Here is a 15,230-nt window from a genome sequence, read left to right on the forward strand (position 1 = left end):
TCCCGGGCCCTGGATTAGACTTCGCCGGTGTCCGAGGCCGTCGACTACTACGCCAACCACCGGCTGAAGCTGCGCTTCCCCTGGCGCCTCTACCACCGGCCGATCGTCGAGGGGCTCGCCCGGGTGCTGCGAGAGGGGCCCGGCGGCCCGGCCCTCAACGTCGGCTCCGGACCCTTCCTCGAGCTTCGCGAGCTGCCGGAGGCGGGCTGGCGCTGGTCGGTCTGCGACATCGATCCCCGGGCCGTCGAGGCGGCCCGCGGCCTCCACGGCGAGGCCCTCGAGGACGCCCGGACCCTCGAGGTCGGCGCGCCGCTCCCCTACCCCGACGGGGCCTTCGCGCTGGTCACCTCGATGGACGTCATCGAGCACGTGCCGGAGCCGGCGCCCTGGCTGGCCGAGCTGGTGCGGGTGCTGCGGCCCGGCGGCCGCATCTACCTGACCACCCCGAACTACGGCCGCACCTCCACCCTGCCGCTGATCGAGGCGACGGTGCTGGAGCTCATCGCCCGCTCGCAGGGCTTCTCGCGGCGCGAGCTCCACCCGAGCCGCTTCGATTGCCGCAGACTGACCGAGGTGATGGAATGCGCCGGCCTCTCCGCCGTCGAGGTGCACGCCCGCTCGCTCGGGTGGGTGCTCTCGGGCACGGCCAGGAAGCCCCAGACGAAAGCCGATGCCCCCGATGCGTGACGAGATCACCTACGCCGACTTCCTCTCGTACTTCCCCTATGCGCCCACCGCGCTGGTCATCAAGGAGTGCGTCCGCCTCGGGGCGATGAAGGAGCACGGCTGCCCGCCCCCGATCCTCGACGTCGGCTGCGGCGACGGCCTCTTCGCCCGCCTCGCCTTCGAGGACGCGGAGGTCTGGGGCATCGACATCGACGGCAACGAGGCGCGGCGCGCCCAGGCGAGCCGCTCCTACTCCCAGGTGGTCCTCGCCGACGTCACCACCGCCCACCTCCCCAAGGGCTTCTTCGGCGCCTGCGTGGCCAACTGCTCCCTCGAGCACGTGCCGGACCTCCCGGCCGCCGCCCGCAACATCCTCGCGGCCCTCAGGCCCGGGGGCGTCTTCTACGCCTTCGTCCCCGACCGGGCCTGGGCCGGGCAGATGCTCTCCTCGCGCTTGCTGCGCGGCCTCAAGCTCGGCCCCCTGGCCGGGATCCTCGACGAGGCGGTGAACACCGTCTTCAAGCACCACCACCTCGAGGACGCCGAGGGCTGGCGCGCGATCTTCGAGGACGTCGGCTTCGTGGTCGACCGGGTGGAGCCGGTGGGGAGCACCGCCTCGACCATGGCCTTCGAGGCCTTCCTGCTCCCCTCGCTCCTGGGCTGGGTGAACAAGAAGGTCACCGGCCGGTGGACCCTGACCCCGGGCCTCCGCAAGGCGGCCAGCCTGCCGGTCTACGCGATGGTGAAGAGCGTGCTGGAGCTCAACCCCCTCCAGGCCCCCACCGCCGAGTACCTCCTGATCGCGCACCGCCCCGCCGAGCAGGGATGAGCCCCGACCGCGCCAGGGAGGCGGCCTCCGCCCGGCCCTCTCCGGTGGTCTCCGCGGGCCTCCTCCTGGCCGGGGCCGCCCTGCTCGCCGCCTACCACTGGCTCCACGGTCGCTGGGGGCTGGGCCTCTCCTTCGTCGAGCAGGGCCTCCACTTCCGCCCCTCCCCCGGTGAGCTCTTCTCCCTCCTCCTCGCCCTGGCGACGGTCGTCCCCGCCACCTTCCTGCTCGGCGAGGCCCTGCGGCGCGGGGCGCCCGGCCTGCCGCGGCGCCTCCTCGCCCTGGGCGCGGCCGAGCCCGGGAAGGTCGTGGCCCTGCTGGCGCTCCTCGGCGTCGCCGTGGCCCTGCTCGCCCGCCACCTCGTGGTGCTGGACGCCGACCTCACCGACGACGAGCGGACCTACTGGTACCAGGCCCAGGTCTTCCTCGAGAGCGGCTTCACCGGCCCCCTGCCCCGCCCGCTGCGCGCCTTCCTCCCGGCCTTCGCCATCCCCATCGAGGGCGGCGAGGGGCTCGCCGGGCTCTTCCCGGTCGGGCAGCCCCTCCTGATGGCCGCGGCCTCTCTCCTGGGTGACCCCTCCCTCTTCCAGGCGCTCTTCGTCGGCGGGATCGTCCTGCTCACCTGGCGCCTGGCCCTGCGGCTGCTCGAGGAGCCCCGGCTCGCGCTCCTCGCGGCGGCCCTCGTGGCCCTCTCCCCCTGGCTGCTGGGGGTGGCGGCCACCAAGCACAACGCCGTCCCGAGCACCTTCTTCGTGCTGCTCTCCCTCTGGATGGCGCTCGAGGCGCGCGAGCGGCCCGCCCTCTGGCGGGCGCTGCTCACCGGCCTCGCCATCGGGATCAGCTACCTCGTGCGACCCCTCGACGGGCTGGTGGTCGGGGTCACCGTCGCGGCGGTGTGGATCGCGGCCTTCCGCGCGCTCGGTGGAGGGGAGCGGCTGGCCTTCGCCCTGCGGACCCTCGCGGCGCTGGGCGCGACGGGCGCGGCCGCCTCGGTGCAGCTGCTGGCGAACCTGCGCACCACCGGGAGCCTCCTGGAGACCGCCTACCCGCGCTGGGTCGCGCAGGGGATGCCCGGGGCGCCCCTCTTCGGCTTCGGCAAGACGATCTGGAACCTCGAGCAGACGCCCCTCTCGGCGCTCACCAAGACCCTCACCGCCCTGCTGCGCATCGAGCTCTGGGCCAGCGGGTGGCCGCTCCTCCTGGTCGTGGTCGCCATCGGCCTCGCCCACCGCCCCTTCCGCCGCCGCGGGTGGCCGCTCTGGCTCTTTTCGGGCCTGCTCTTCCTCGGCTACTTCCTCTACATCTTCCCCTCGGTGCAGGACCTGGGGACCCTCTACCACCTGCCCGCCTGGCCGGCCCTCGCCCTCGCCGTGGCGGTGGGCCTCGAGCGCCTCGCCGCGCGCTTCGGGCGCGAGCGGGTCGCCGCCCACGCCCTCGCCGCCACCCTCTGCGCCCTGGCGACCTTCTGGGTCGTCCAGGCCGTTCGCCTCCACGGCCTGGCCGGGGACATCACCCGCCCGGTGGCCCTCGCCGAGGAGGCGGCCGCGGCCGCCCCTGGCGGGAAGATCCTCCTGCTCTGGTCGGACGTGCGGGGCGGCCGGCGCAGCTGGGTGACGCGCCCTCCCCTGCCCTCGCCGCGGATGGACGAGCCGGTGCTCTGGGTCCGCGACCGGCCCGAGCTCCACGCCGAGCTCGCCGCGCGCTACCCCGAGCGCCTCCCCCTGCGCCTCGTCTGGAAGGCCCGGGGCCAGCCGGCCCTGGTCCCCGTCGCGCTCGGCGCCGGTCCTCCCTAGTCCAGCAGCAGCTTCTTCTGGACCTTGCCCATGGCGTTGCGGGGGAGCTCATCGCGCAGGTGCACGGCGCGCGGGCGCTGGTGGGGCGAGAGCGCCTCGGCGACGCCCTGGATGAGCGCCGCCGGGTCGGGCCGGGCGCCGGGCGCGGGGACGACGAAGGCCTCGATGCGCTGGCCGAGGTCGTCGTCGGCGACCCCGACCACCGCCACCTCGGCGACGCCGGGCAGCTCGAGGAGGGCCGCCTCGACCTCGCCGGCGCCGATGCGGTAGCCCCCGCTCTTGATCAGATCCACCGAGCGCCGCCCGACCAGGCGGACGCTGCCGTCGGCGCGGCGCGCCGCGATGTCGCCGGTCTTCAGCCAGCCCGCGAGGAGGACCTTGGCGCTCGCCGCCTCCTGCCCGTGGTAGCCCCGCATCACCGAGGGGCCCCGCACCCAGACCTCGCCCAGGCTCTCGCCGTCGGAGGGCACCTCGCTCAGCCCGTCGTCCGCCACGAGCTTCAGCTCGACCCCCGGCAGGGGCGGCCCGACGAAGCCGGGGTCAGGGCCGTCCTCGACCCGCACCGCGCAGTTGATCGCGCTCTCGGTGAGGCCGTAGCGCTCGAAGACCGGCTGGCCGCAGAGGGCCTCGACCGCGGCGTGCATCCTCCGTGGCAGGGGCGCCGAGCCGCTGATCAGCCGCCGCGCCCTCCCCAGGGCCTCGCCGATGCCGGGATCCTCGCGGCCGGCCTCGACCAGGCGGTGGAGCATCGTGGGCACCGAGAAGAGCATCCCCCGGCGCTCGCCCACCGCCCGGGCCAGGGCGCCGGGCTCGAAGCGGGGAAGGTGCAGGAGGCCACCGCCGTGGCGCAGCCCTCCGAAGAGCCCGAGGACCAGGCCGTGGACGTGGAAGAGCGGGAGCGCGTGGACCACGGGGGTCGCCTCGCCCCAGGCCCAGGCCCGGGCCAGGGCGTCGAGGTTCGCGGCCAGCCCGGCCGGCGAGTGGGGCACGCCCTTCGGGCTGCCGGTGGTGCCGGAGGTGTAGAGCATCAGGCAGGGGCGATCGTCGAGGGCCCGCCGCAGCGCGCCCCCCCTCCGGGATCCCTCGCTGGCGGCCTCCCGCAGGCGGGCGGGCTCGAGGGTGCAAAGCCCCGTGAGGGGGCTCCCCTCGGCGGCGGCCCGGCCGACGCGCAGGCGAGCCGCCGTGTCGGCGCGCAGGTGGGCGAGCGCCCGGTGCCCGAGCTTCCCCGCGTGGGGGACGGCGACGGCCCCGAGCTCCATCACCGCCAGGAGCGCCGGCAGGACCGCGAGGAGGTTCTCGGCGTCGCCCCCCACCTCGATCAGGACCGGCTCGCCCTCCGTGAGCCCCTCGGCCTCGAGGAGGCGCGCGGCGGCGTGGACGGCCGCGCCGAGCGCCGCGGCGTCGAGGCGAGCCTCGCCCAGGGAGAGCAGGGGGGCGCCGGTCGCCGGTCGCCCGGCGCCGAGGGGTGGGAAGAGGAGGTCCACCGCCGGGGGGTCCTTCAGCGCGACTTGCGCAGCTTGTCGATGGCCTTCTTCACCGCGGTGGGGCCCATGTAGCCGTTCTTCGCCATGAAGGCGAAGACCTTGGCGCCGCCGAGGGCCATGGTCTTCAGGTAGCCCCGGCTGGTGAGCTTGAGGAAGCCCGAGTGGAGCTTCACCCCGATCTTCTGCTCGGGGTCGTCCGCGAGCATGCACTTGAAGAAGGTGACCGCGAACTCACCCAGGTCGTCGGTCTGCATCGAGCAGAGGCGATCGACGGCCCCCGGGGCCAGCTCCAGCTCGAAGTCCGGATCGGAGGCCTTGCCCTCGCCGATCCGTCCGGCGCCCGTCTCGACGCCGAAGCGGTAGTCGCCCGGCACGTCGGTGAAGACCACGCCCACCTCGGCGCCCTTCTTGAGGGGCTTGGTCGCCTTCGCGGCCGCGGGGCTGGTCTCGAAGAAGGTGCGCAGCTTGTCGACGCTGGTTGCTTCGGTGCTCATGGGTCGAGCGGTATAGGCCCTCCGCCGGGCCCTTGTCATCCGGCGGCGCTTTGGAATACCCCCAGGGTCGAAAGGTTGGACTCACATGCGTACGTTCCGGACCCTGCTCCTCGCCCTGGCGATCGTCACCCTCCTGCCCGCCTGCACCGGCGGCCGCAAGAACCAGCGGATCCCCCGGGGACCGCAGTCGGAGGCCGTGCTCGAGCTGCTCGAGAGCTACCGTCACGCGATGGAGGCCCGGGACGTCGACGCCATCCTCTCCCTCACCTCGCCCGACTACCTCGACGGGCGCGGCTCCCTCGACCCCTCGGACGATCTCGACCGCGCGGGCCTGAAGGCCAAGCTCGAGGCGGAGATGGCGCGGATCACCGCCCTGAAGCTCTCCCTCGAGGTCCTCAAGCTCGAGTTCGACGAGGGCAAGGAGGTCGCGGCCCTCGAGCTGCGCTACGACCTGCGCTTCCAGCTCGAGATGCCCGCGGGCAGCAGCTGGCACAACGAGATCAACGTGCACCAGATGAAGCTGCGCCGCGAAGAGGCGGGGTGGCGGGTTATCGGGGGGCTGTAGGGCACCACGGCCCCCGCCGTACACCTACACGTACACGTACTCGTACACGGCCTCTCCCTGGGCTTGCCCAGGTAGGGCTCGTCGAGCACGGGAGAATCCGAGCACGTGTCCGTGTACGTGCACGTGTACGAGTCGCCCTGCCTTTTCGACCTCAGGCGCCGGGATCATCTCCCAGCGGCAGAGCAAAGAGCGTCGAGGGCCTCACGTAGACCCCCTGCAGCTTCGCCCCGAAGTGCAGGTGCGGCCCGGTCACCCGCCCGCTGCGGCCCACCAGGCCGATCACCTGTCCCTTCTCGACCCGATCCCCCTCCGCCACCTTCAGCTCGCTCATGTGGAAGTAGACGCTGAAGAGACCCAGGCCGTGATCGATGAAGACGCAGCGGCCGGTGTAGAAGAGGTGGCCGGCGAGGACGACCCGCCCACCGGCGACGGCCTGGATGGGGTCGCCGGTCTTGCCGTCGAGATCGAGGCCGAGGTGCCGGCTCTCGACCTTGTCGTTGAAGACCCGCTCCGTGCCGAAGACCCCGGTGACCTCCGTCGTCATCGGGCGCTGAAAGGCACCCCGCCAGAGGCGCTGGTCGGACTGCTTGCGCCAGGCCTTCTTGATGAGGGCCCGCTCCCGGCGGATCCGGGCCCGGGCCTGCTTCGGGGGGGAGGTGAAGCGGGGGCTCACCCGCAGGGTCGACTGCTCGAACTCGACCTCGGCCACGGGGACGCCGACGGTGCGCTCCAGGGTCTGGCGCGCCTCCCCCTCGCCCCGGGTGAGGACCACCTGCAGGGGGTGGGTGCCCGCCTCGGTCGTCACCGCGATCGGCGCCAGGGCCCGCTGCTGCTCGCCCCAGGGGAAGAAGGCGAGGCGGTGCTTCAGGAAGGTCGCCCCGATCTTCCAGTCCGCGGCGCCCTCCCCCTCCAGGCGGACCTCGACGACGAGGGGATCACCGCGGCCGGGCTGCTCCGGGTACCACTGCACGAAGACCTCCGGCTCGGCCGGCGCGGGCTGCGCCAGGATCCCCGCCGGCAGGAGCCAGAGCCCCAGCAAGAGCCACCGTCCGTACGACCTCATCGCAACCCACCATAGACCGATTTCAGGTTGATCTGATCCCACCACGCAGGTTCGGCACGCCCCCAGCGGCGTTGTCCTCCTTGCCGGGGCCCCACCCCGGCTGCGTCGTCCGCCTTGCTGGGAACGCGCCGCCCTCAGCGTGGACGGGCTCACCTCAACCTGAAAGCGGTCTAACGCGGGTGGAGCGCATCCCAAAATTCAGCCCCGATCGCCTCGAGGTGGCGCAGGCATCGATCGAGCTCGCGCCAGTCCTTCTGCACCAGGCGATCGCCCGCGAGGGGGCTGCGGGCGAAGTCGCGGATCCGGCTCAGGGCGTAGCGGGCGGCCACGAAGTGGAGCGCGCCGCGCAGGCGATCCGGGTCGGCGCCCGGCGCCCGGCCGTAGCCCTCGAGGAGCGCGCGCGCCCCCGCGGCGTCGGGCCCCGCGTCGGTCCAGCAGAAGATCAGCAGGCCCACCGCCAGGTCCCACTCCCGGGGCAGATCGCAGGCCATCTCGAAGTCGAGGACCCCGGTGATCCGTCCGCCCTCCCAGTGGAGGTTGTCGGGGAAGAGATCGCCGTGCCCCACGAGGGGGGCCTCTCCCGCCGGGAGGGTCACCGCCTCCCGGCCTCGCTCCAGGGCCCGCCGGATCCGGGGGAGGGCCTCGCCGACCTCTCCCCCCGGGGCCTCCGCCTCCAGCGCCCGCAGCCAGCCCTCCACGGTCGCGCCGCCGTAGGGGTTCGAGCGCCGCCCGGCGAAGCCGGCGGAGGCGAGGTGGAGGCGGGCGAGGAGGGCGCCGAGGGAGCGCAGCTCGGGGGGCCCGAGCGTGGCGGGCTGCCGCGGGCCTCCCGGGACCGCCTCGAAGAGGGCGGCCGGCGCCCCGGCCAGCTCCCGGAAGAGGCGGCCGTCCCGGTGCACGACCACCTCCGGCAGGTGGAGGGGCTCCGCCACCCCGGCGGCGAGGCGCGGGGCGAGGTGGCGCAGGAGGGCGAGCTCGTACTCGACCTCCCCGATCGGCGTCCCCTCGTAGCGGCGCAGGTAGCGGGTGCGCCCGGCGTGGCGCAGCCGGTAGGTGGTGTGGATCGAGCCCTCGGCCACCCCCTCGCTGGCCTCCAGGTGGGCGCCCTCTAGCCCCGCCGCCTCGAGAAAGGCCGCGATCTCGGTGGCTTGGAGGGGGGTGTGGACCGCCATGGACCTCACCTTACTTCAAAGGTCCCGCCGGGATCGGTCAGTCGTCCGATGCCCGTTTTCGCCTGGGCTGGGCTAGGCTCACAGGATGAGGTCCATCAAGGGAGGGGTGTGGCTCGTCGCCGTGGTTGCCCTGCTGTCCGCCGCTTGCGGCGGGAACGGCACGGTGACCCCTGACGGTGGCGGAACGACGGACGGCGGAACCGACGGCGGCAGCGGTGCCGGCCGGAGGCTCTCGGTGGTCGGTCCACCCCTGGTGAGCGTCCAGACGGGCACCACCGCCCAGCTCCAGGTCGCCCTGGTCCAGGAGAACGTCGGCGCGGTCGCCGGCGAGGTGATCACCTTCCAGATCATCGGCAACTCCGCGGACTCGGCCCTGGGCGGCGCCCTCACCGGCACCGCCGTCACCGACGCGGGCGGCCTCGCGGCGATCACCCTGAACGCGGGCATGACCGAGACCACCTTCCAGGTGGCCGCCTCGGCGCAGGGCGCCAACCAGGTCGCCTTCGGCGTCCAGGTGATCCAGCTCCAGCAGATCCTCCAGATCGTCCGGACCCCCACCGTCCGGGTCCAGGCCAACGGCCTCCAGGCCATGGTCGACTCGACGGCCTTCACCAAGGTGCTGCTGCGGGTGCGGATCACCGACCAGTTCGGCAACGCCCTCGAGGGGGTGCCGGTCTACTACTCCTTCCAGACGACCGCCTCGAGCGCGGCCTTCGTCGACGCGGCGGTCACCCCCACCACCGGCGGCGGCGGCGAGGCCCAGATCACCCTCGACACGGGCACCGACCTCCAGGACACCTTCATCATCACGGCCCGCAGCGACGCCTCGGCCACGGCCACCTGGACCGTCACGCTGCAGGACGCGGCGATCAAGCTCTGCGCCGGCAACCAGGACTGCCCCCAGGGGCAGTACTGCGACGGCAACGGCATCTGCCAGGGCGTGCCGGGCTGTGACCCCACCCAGGGCATCGACTGCCCGGTGGGCTACCAGTGCTCGCCGAACAACGAGTGCCTGCCGGTGTTCGGCGGGGTCTGCGTCGACGACAGCAACTGCGGCAACGGCTTCCACTGCGACACGACCACCGGCGCCTGCGTGGCGGACAACCCCTCCTGCGACGCCACCAACCCCTGCCCCTCGGGCTTCGTCTGCAACGCCGGCGCCTGCGAGCCGGTCGGCGTCATCCCCGACATCTCCGGCCCCTGGTACACCGAGCACGTCTTCGACATCTCGGGCGCCATCCCCTTCGTGGCGGACATCGCCGGTCCCATCCGCACCATCGACCGCATCCTGGTGGGCGACTTCGGGCTGCCGGGCTTCATCGAGGACATCATCGCCTCGGTGGTGCAGCAGTACATCCCGGGCTGGGTGGTCGACCTCATCCACGTCCTCGACGTCATCGCGACCCTGCTCAACGAGCTGCGCTCGATGGGCTACATGACCATCACCCAGACCGACGGCGCCTGGACCGGCACCGAGGTCTGGGAGAGCTTCGTCTTCTACGACCTCACCCTCTGCAGCTCGATCCCCGCCGACCCCACCCCGCCCTGCGCCCGGGTCGACCTCTTCACCTCCGGCCCCGGCGTCCCCGCCGATCTCGGGCTGAAGGTGAAGCCCTTCAACGGCACGGTGAGCGAGAGCGTCGTCGTGGTGAACGAGCGCGAGGCCGAGATGCGGGTGGCCAAGCTGGTGGGCTGGCTGGTCGACGAGCTGATCGACCGCTTCACCCCCTACAGCACCCTCTCCGAGGCCCTGGTGGCCGTCGTGGACTGCGAGAGCATCGGCTCCTTCGTCGCGAACAACAGCTTCGGCCTCCTCTCGGAGTCCGCCGCCGAGGGCATCTGCAACTCCCTGGTCGGCAGCGTGGCCCAGACGGTCACCGACCGGCTCTACGGGTTCGCCTTCGACCTCGGGGTGCTGACCTTCCACGGTGAGGCGAACATCACCGAGATGCGCACCACCCAGGCGCGCGAACTGGGCACGGCGAACCACGAGTCCACCCGCGACGGCTGGTACGACGGCGAGTTCCTCACCAGCATCCTCCGGGACATCGAGGGCACCTGGCGCGCCTCGCGCCGTCAGATCCCCTAGCGGGTGCCGGCGGCCCTTTCGGGCCAGTTCTTGCGACCACCCGGTCCGCCCCATAGCATCGGGGCGGTACGTGTAGATCGTGGCGACTGCAGACTCCCAGAACCAGCCCCAGAACATCGGGCCCTACCGGCTGGTGCGCCTGCTGGCCCAGGGCGGCATGGCCGAGATCTGGCTGGCCGACCACCCCCAGCACGGGGAGTGCGTGGTCAAGCGGGTCCACCCGCACCTGACCTCGAACACCGAGTTCCTGATGATGTTCGTGGACGAGGCGCGGATCGCCGCCCGCCTCAACCACCCCGGCTGCGTCCACATCTTCGATCTGGGGAAGGAGGGCAGCACCTACTACATCGCGATGGAGTACATCCACGGGGAGGACATCCGCTCCATCGCCCGCCAGGCCCGCGCCGCCCAGATCCCCCTGCCCCGCAAGCTGGCGGTCGCCATCATCATGGGCGCGGCCGAGGGCCTGCACTACGCGCACGAGCTGATGGACGGCGGGGGCCGCCCCCTGAACATCGTCCACCGCGACGTCTCCCCCCAGAACATCCTGGTCACCTTCGATGGCCGGGTGCGGATCGTGGACTTCGGCATCGCCAAGGCGGCGGATCAGGCCAACCGCACCCGCTCCGGGGTGCTGAAGGGCAAGTACGCCTACATGGCCCCCGAGCAGATCCTCGGCGTCCCCCTCGACCGGCGCACCGACGTCTTCGCCCTGGGCATCCTCCTCTACGAGCTGACCACCGGCCGGCGCCTCTTCAAGGCCAAGACCGAGCTCGAGACGATGCGCCGGATCACCCAGAACATCTTCACGCCCCCCGCGGCGGCCTCTCCGGGCTACCCCCCCGACCTGGAGCGGATCGTCCTGAAGGCGATCTCCAACGACCGGATCAACCGCTACGAGTCCGCCCAGGCCCTGCGCGACGACCTCGCGGCCTTCCTCGAGGCTCACCGGGTGACGGTGACCGAGGAAGACCTGGCCGAGCTGATGAAGCAGGTCTTCGCCGAGCGCCTCGCGGCCATCGACGTGGCCCGCCAGAGCGGCGACGCCTCGGCGCTCCTCGACGCGCGCTTCGGCCTGGAGGGCTCCGACGCCTCGGACGAGATCCCCGCCCCGCCCGCCCCGGCGCCGAGCTCCCCCGGCCCCCTGATGGTGGACGAGACCGCCGCGCCGACGACCCTCGATCGAGAGCCGCTGATCACCGCGGAGGAGGACGAGGACGGCTTCACCGACCGCGCCCCGCCGGTGAGCCCGATGGCCCTGGGCCGGGCGCCCCGGCCGGCGCCGGTCGAGGTCGGGGAGGAGGGCCTGGCCCCCACTCAGCTCGCCGCGGTCCTGCCCGGGGCCATCGAGCCGGCCGCCAAGATCACCGAGACCCACCTGCCGGCGGTCCACCTCCCGCTCCCCGCGCCGGCACCGGCGCCGGCCCCCGAGCACAACCCGGACCTCCGGCGCACCGAGCCCACGCTGGCCGCCGTGTGGATCCCCCCCGAGCCCCAGATCTCGCGGGAGGGTCCCCGGCCCCTCGAGGGGGTGGTCGGCGACGCCCGGCTGGGCCTGCCCTCGGAGGGGGGCGCCGCCGAGGCCACCCTCACCGAGGCGGTCGATCCCGCCCAGCAGGGCTGGATCGAGGCGCCCGCCCCCGCCGAGGACTGGGAGCTCGAGCCGCCCACACAGGGCAGCGGCCTCCTCTCCCGGATCGTGGCCATCCTGCTGGTCGCCGGGGCCTGCGTCGCGGGCCTGGCCTGGTACCTCTCGGCGCCGGCCGCGAGCGTGGCCCCGGCCGAGGAGCTGGCGGTGGCCCTGCAGAGCACGCCGCCGGGCGCCGAGATCCACCTCGACAGCCTGCGCCTGCGCCAGAAGACCCCCACCGTGCTCACCGGCCTGGAGCGCGGGCGCGCCTACGAGGTCCGCCTCTCCTTCCCCACCGGCGAGAGCTGGGTCCAGACCTTCAAGCCCGAGGAGATCCCGGGCAACCCGCCGACCGTGATCCACACCTTCCCGGGGATGGGCGCCACCCCGGAGCCGGCCGCCGCCCCGGCGGGCGCCAGCCTCGGTGAGGGCTACCTCACCATCACCGGCGGCAACGGCCTGGTCTTCGTGGACGGGGAGCAGGCCGGCAAGCTCCCCCTCTCCCGCTACCCGCTCCCGGCCGGCCCCCACGCGGTGGAGATCCAGCGGGGCAAGCGCAAGCAGCGCTTCGAGATCGAGATCCTCGAGGGCGAGACCCTGGTGAAGAAGCTCGGCCGGCGCCAGCGCTGACCGGAGCGCTCAGCCCAGGCGCTTCTCGAGCCAGGCGAGGGTGCGCTCGATGGGCGCCTCGCGCCCGATCTCCCGGTAGATCTCGTGGCGCATGCCCTCGTAGCTCTCCCACTCCTTGTCGCGGACGCTCAGGGCGTCGAAGAGCTTCCGGCTGGCCTCGGGGCTGACGATGGTGTCGGCCTCGGCCTGGAGGATCAGCAGGGGGGTCACGATCTCCGAGGCCCGCCGCTTAACCTCCTCCTGCACCTGCTGCATCTGGGTGAACCAGCTGGGCGTGGTGGTGTGGCCGTAGAGGGGATCGTTGCGGGTCTCCTCCTGGAAGGCCTCGTCGCGGGTGAGGTTCTCGGCCTCCAGCTCGTTGCCGAGGGGGAGGTGGGGGATGATCTTCCCGATCACCCGCGCCGCCAGCACCTTCAGCGCCGGCGGCTCGAAGCCGAGGGCCAGGAAGGGGCAGGTGAGCACGGCGCCGGTGAGGCCCGAGGGGCGATCGAGCAGCCAGCGCAGGGTGATCAGGCCGCCGTGACTGTGGGCGACCACGAAGAGGGGCGCCGAGTCGGTGATCTCGGCGCGCACCCGCGCGACGAAGGTGGAGAGATCGGAGACGAACTCGCCGAAGCGCCCGACGTGGCCGCGGCGGCCCTCGGACTTGCCGTGGCCCCGGTAGTCGAAGGCGTGGACGGCGAAGCCGCGATCGGCGAAGGCCTCGATCACGTGGGGGTAGCGGCCGCTGTGGTCGCTGTAGCCGTGGACGAGGACGATCCGGGCCTTCACCTCGGCGGGCACGACCGAGCGCCAGAAGAGCCGAGTCCCGTCCGGGGCCTCGAAGAAGCCGTCGTCCCTCACCCGATCCGCGTCCTGATTCATGGCTGTGTCACTCATGTAGGGCGATGGAAGGTATTTGCCTACATCGGATCGGTCAAGGTGCCTTCAGCTGCCGCAGGCGGGTCTCGACCCGCTCGCGCCGCGAATCCTCCAGGCCCGGCAGGCCGAGGAGGTGCCGGAAGAGCTTCCGCGCCCGGCTCTCCTGCCCCGCCTGCCAGTGGGCCTCGGCGAGGTGCTCGAGCACCTCGGCCTCGACGGGGAGGAGGCGGACGGCCCGCGTCAGGGCCTCCACCGCCTCTCCCGGGCGCTGCCGCGCCAGGAGGACCCAGCCCAGGGTGTCGAGGATGTAGCCGTTGTTCGGCTCGAGCTCGAGGGCCCGGCGGGCGAGGGCCTCGGCCTCCTCCAAACGCTCTCCCTTCTCGGCCCAGGTGTAGGCCAGGAAGTTGAGGGCGTCGGCCCGGTCCGGGTCCGCCCGGCTCACCGCCTGCATCAGGGTGAGGGCCTCCTCCCGCCGCTGCTGCTGCAGGAGCACCGTCGCCAGGAGGTACTGCAGGTTCTGGTCCCGCGGCCGCAGGCGCAGCTCCGCCCGCAGGAGGCGGAGGGCCTCCTCCGGGCGCTTCAGGGTGAGCAGGGCCGTGGCCCGCGCGGTGAGCACGCGCACGTCGTGGGTCAGGGCCGCCGGCACGCGGGCGACCGCGCCCTCGAGCCCCTCGAGATCCCCGAGGCGCGCGAGCACCTCGATCTCGAGGGTGTGGGCCTCCAGGGGGGGCGTGCGCCCGCGCCCCAGGAGGCGCAGCTCGGCGAGGGCCTCCTCGTCCCGCCCGAGGTCCCCGAGGAGAGAGGCCCGGGCCAGGCGCGCCTCGGCGCCGTAGACCGGATCCGCGGTGGCCCGGGCGAAGGCGCCGAGCGCCAGGGCGTGCTCGCCGCGCATCTCGCGCAGGTAGCCCTCGAAGAAGGACAGGTCCAGGCGCTTCGGCGCCAGCGCCCGGGCGCGCTGCAGGCGCGAGAGCGCCAGCTCGAGCTCCCCGCGCTCCGCGGCGGAGAGGGCCACCTGCCGCAGGGTGTCGGCGCTCCCCGGATCCCCCGCGAGGAGCTTCTCCTCCGCGGCCCGGGCGTCGGCGTCCTGGCCGAGCTCTCCGTGGAGGCGCGCCACGCTGACGAGCAGGGGGAAGCGCTCCTCGGCGAGCACCACCGCGTCGTCGTAGGCGCGGATCGCACAGGCGCGATCGCGGAGGGCCTGGCAGACCCTGCCCTCGTGCTCCGCCGCCGCGGCGTCCTCGGGGACCGCCTCCCGGGCGCGGTGGAAGGCCAGGCGCGCCCCCTTCAGGTGGCCCGCCCGCTCGAGGTCCAGCCCCAGCGCCTTCCAGGGCGCGCCCTCCCGGCTCTCCCTGCCCTCGAGCACCTCGTAGATCCGCAGGGCCTCGTCCACCCGCTCCTCCTCCAGCAGGAGCGCCGCGAGATCGACGTAGGCCTCCGGCTGGTCCGGGGCCGAGTCGATGGCCCGGCCCAGGGCCGCCTCGGCCTCGGCCTTCGCGCCGGTCGCGAGGTGGATCCGCGCCAGGAGGCGGTGCGCCTCGGTGAGCCCGGGATCCAGGCGGGCCGCGCGGGCGACGGCCTCCCGGGCCGACGTGAGCTTCCCCGCGTGGTAGCGCGCCCGGGCCAGCGCGAGGTGGAGCTGGGCGCTCTCGGGATCGTGGAGGACCGCCTCGGCCAGCTCGCGCTCGGCCCGGCCGTAGGCGCCGTCCTCCAGGGCCACGCTCCCCTCGAGGAAGTGGCGATAGGCGGCCGCGCTCGACCAGGGCCGCACCGGCGCCGGCCGCAGGGCGTCGGCCATCGCCGCGAGATCCCCACCCCCCCGGGCGCCGGCCTCGGCCGGCGGGTCCACGGGCGCACCGGTGCTCGGCGCGCGGGTGGAGGGCTCCGGCGCGGCACCCGTGGTGGTCGCGCAGGCGGTGGCCCCCAGGAGGAGGACCGTGATGACGGCTCCCTTCGCGATCAC

12 protein-coding genes are annotated in these 15,230 nt (G+C 73.4%); 6 read left to right on the forward strand and 6 right to left on the reverse strand.

Annotated features, from left to right (window positions below; translation table 11 throughout):
• Positions 1–27: 27 nt before the first annotated feature.
• The 3 genes from P1V51_20285 to P1V51_20295 are packed head-to-tail and all read left to right on the forward strand — an operon-like array spanning position 28 to position 3,285.
• A complete protein-coding gene (locus P1V51_20285; GenBank protein ID MDF1565387.1) occupies positions 28–687 on the forward strand; it encodes a class I SAM-dependent methyltransferase in 660 nt (219 codons plus the stop codon).
• Complete coding sequence (locus tag P1V51_20290; protein MDF1565388.1) at positions 680–1,495, forward strand: class I SAM-dependent methyltransferase; 816 nt, start codon at positions 680–682, stop codon at positions 1,493–1,495. The genes P1V51_20285 and P1V51_20290 overlap by 8 nt, the downstream gene beginning before the upstream one ends.
• Positions 1,492–3,285: a glycosyltransferase family 39 protein gene (locus P1V51_20295; GenBank protein MDF1565389.1), complete on the forward strand. Its 1,794-nt coding sequence runs from the start codon at positions 1,492–1,494 to the stop codon at positions 3,283–3,285. Before P1V51_20290 ends, P1V51_20295 begins: the two co-directional genes overlap by 4 nt.
• Here the strand turns inward: P1V51_20295 and P1V51_20300 are convergent.
• Together P1V51_20300 and P1V51_20305 are read right to left on the reverse strand one after the other, a co-directional pair.
• Positions 3,282–4,769, reverse strand: coding sequence for an AMP-binding protein (locus tag P1V51_20300; GenBank protein MDF1565390.1), 1,488 nt, complete (start codon positions 4,767–4,769; stop codon positions 3,282–3,284). The genes P1V51_20295 and P1V51_20300 overlap by 4 nt on opposite strands.
• Positions 4,770–4,783: 14 nt before the next feature.
• Positions 4,784–5,263: an AAA family ATPase gene (locus P1V51_20305; protein ID MDF1565391.1), complete on the reverse strand. Its 480-nt coding sequence runs from the start codon at positions 5,261–5,263 to the stop codon at positions 4,784–4,786.
• An 85-nt stretch (positions 5,264–5,348) separates the two neighbouring features.
• Here P1V51_20305 and P1V51_20310 point away from each other — a divergent pair, with 85 nt between their 5' ends.
• Positions 5,349–5,828, forward strand: coding sequence for a hypothetical protein (locus tag P1V51_20310; protein MDF1565392.1), 480 nt, complete (start codon positions 5,349–5,351; stop codon positions 5,826–5,828).
• Between the two features lie 151 nt (positions 5,829–5,979).
• On the opposite strand, the gene P1V51_20315 is transcribed toward P1V51_20310, so the two are convergent.
• Together P1V51_20315 and P1V51_20320 are read right to left on the reverse strand one after the other, a co-directional pair.
• Positions 5,980–6,891, reverse strand: coding sequence for a M23 family metallopeptidase (locus tag P1V51_20315; protein ID MDF1565393.1), 912 nt, complete (start codon positions 6,889–6,891; stop codon positions 5,980–5,982).
• 170 nt (positions 6,892–7,061) lie between these two features.
• Positions 7,062–8,060, reverse strand: coding sequence for a phosphotransferase (locus P1V51_20320; protein MDF1565394.1), 999 nt, complete (start codon positions 8,058–8,060; stop codon positions 7,062–7,064).
• Between the two features lie 85 nt (positions 8,061–8,145).
• Between P1V51_20320 and P1V51_20325 the strand changes: the two genes are divergently transcribed.
• Together P1V51_20325 and P1V51_20330 are read left to right on the forward strand one after the other, a co-directional pair.
• Complete coding sequence (locus tag P1V51_20325) at positions 8,146–10,149, forward strand: hypothetical protein (GenBank protein ID MDF1565395.1); 2,004 nt, start codon at positions 8,146–8,148, stop codon at positions 10,147–10,149.
• Between the two features lie 79 nt (positions 10,150–10,228).
• A complete protein-coding gene (locus P1V51_20330; protein ID MDF1565396.1) occupies positions 10,229–12,409 on the forward strand; it encodes a serine/threonine protein kinase in 2,181 nt (726 codons plus the stop codon).
• Positions 12,410–12,418: 9 nt separating this feature from the next.
• Here P1V51_20330 and P1V51_20335 read toward each other — a convergent pair whose 3' ends face one another.
• Both P1V51_20335 and P1V51_20340 read right to left on the reverse strand, forming a co-directional pair.
• Positions 12,419–13,273, reverse strand: coding sequence for a lysophospholipase (locus P1V51_20335; GenBank protein MDF1565397.1), 855 nt, complete (start codon positions 13,271–13,273; stop codon positions 12,419–12,421).
• A gap of 52 nt (positions 13,274–13,325) precedes the next feature.
• Positions 13,326–15,230, reverse strand: a complete 1,905-nt coding sequence (locus P1V51_20340) for a tetratricopeptide repeat protein (GenBank protein MDF1565398.1) — start codon at positions 15,228–15,230, stop codon at positions 13,326–13,328.

It is taken from the genome of Deltaproteobacteria bacterium (assembly GCA_029210625.1).
In the GTDB taxonomy this organism is placed as follows: domain Bacteria; phylum Myxococcota; class Myxococcia; order SLRQ01; family SLRQ01; genus JARGFU01.

Excerpts from the sequence above, each read along its gene's own strand:
- P1V51_20290 (MDF1565388.1), top strand. The coding sequence starts at position 680 with ATGCGTGACGAGATCACCTACGCCGACTTCCTCTCGTACTTCCCCTAT.
- P1V51_20295 (MDF1565389.1), top strand. The coding sequence starts at position 1,492 with ATGAGCCCCGACCGCGCCAGGGAGGCGGCCTCCGCCCGGCCCTCTCCG.
- P1V51_20305 (MDF1565391.1), bottom strand. The coding sequence starts at position 5,263 with ATGAGCACCGAAGCAACCAGCGTCGACAAGCTGCGCACCTTCTTCGAG.
- P1V51_20310 (MDF1565392.1), top strand. The coding sequence starts at position 5,349 with ATGCGTACGTTCCGGACCCTGCTCCTCGCCCTGGCGATCGTCACCCTC.
- P1V51_20315 (MDF1565393.1), bottom strand. The coding sequence starts at position 6,891 with ATGAGGTCGTACGGACGGTGGCTCTTGCTGGGGCTCTGGCTCCTGCCG.
- P1V51_20320 (MDF1565394.1), bottom strand. The coding sequence starts at position 8,060 with ATGGCGGTCCACACCCCCCTCCAAGCCACCGAGATCGCGGCCTTTCTC.
- P1V51_20325 (MDF1565395.1), top strand. The coding sequence starts at position 8,146 with ATGAGGTCCATCAAGGGAGGGGTGTGGCTCGTCGCCGTGGTTGCCCTG.
- P1V51_20335 (MDF1565397.1), bottom strand. The coding sequence starts at position 13,273 with ATGAATCAGGACGCGGATCGGGTGAGGGACGACGGCTTCTTCGAGGCC.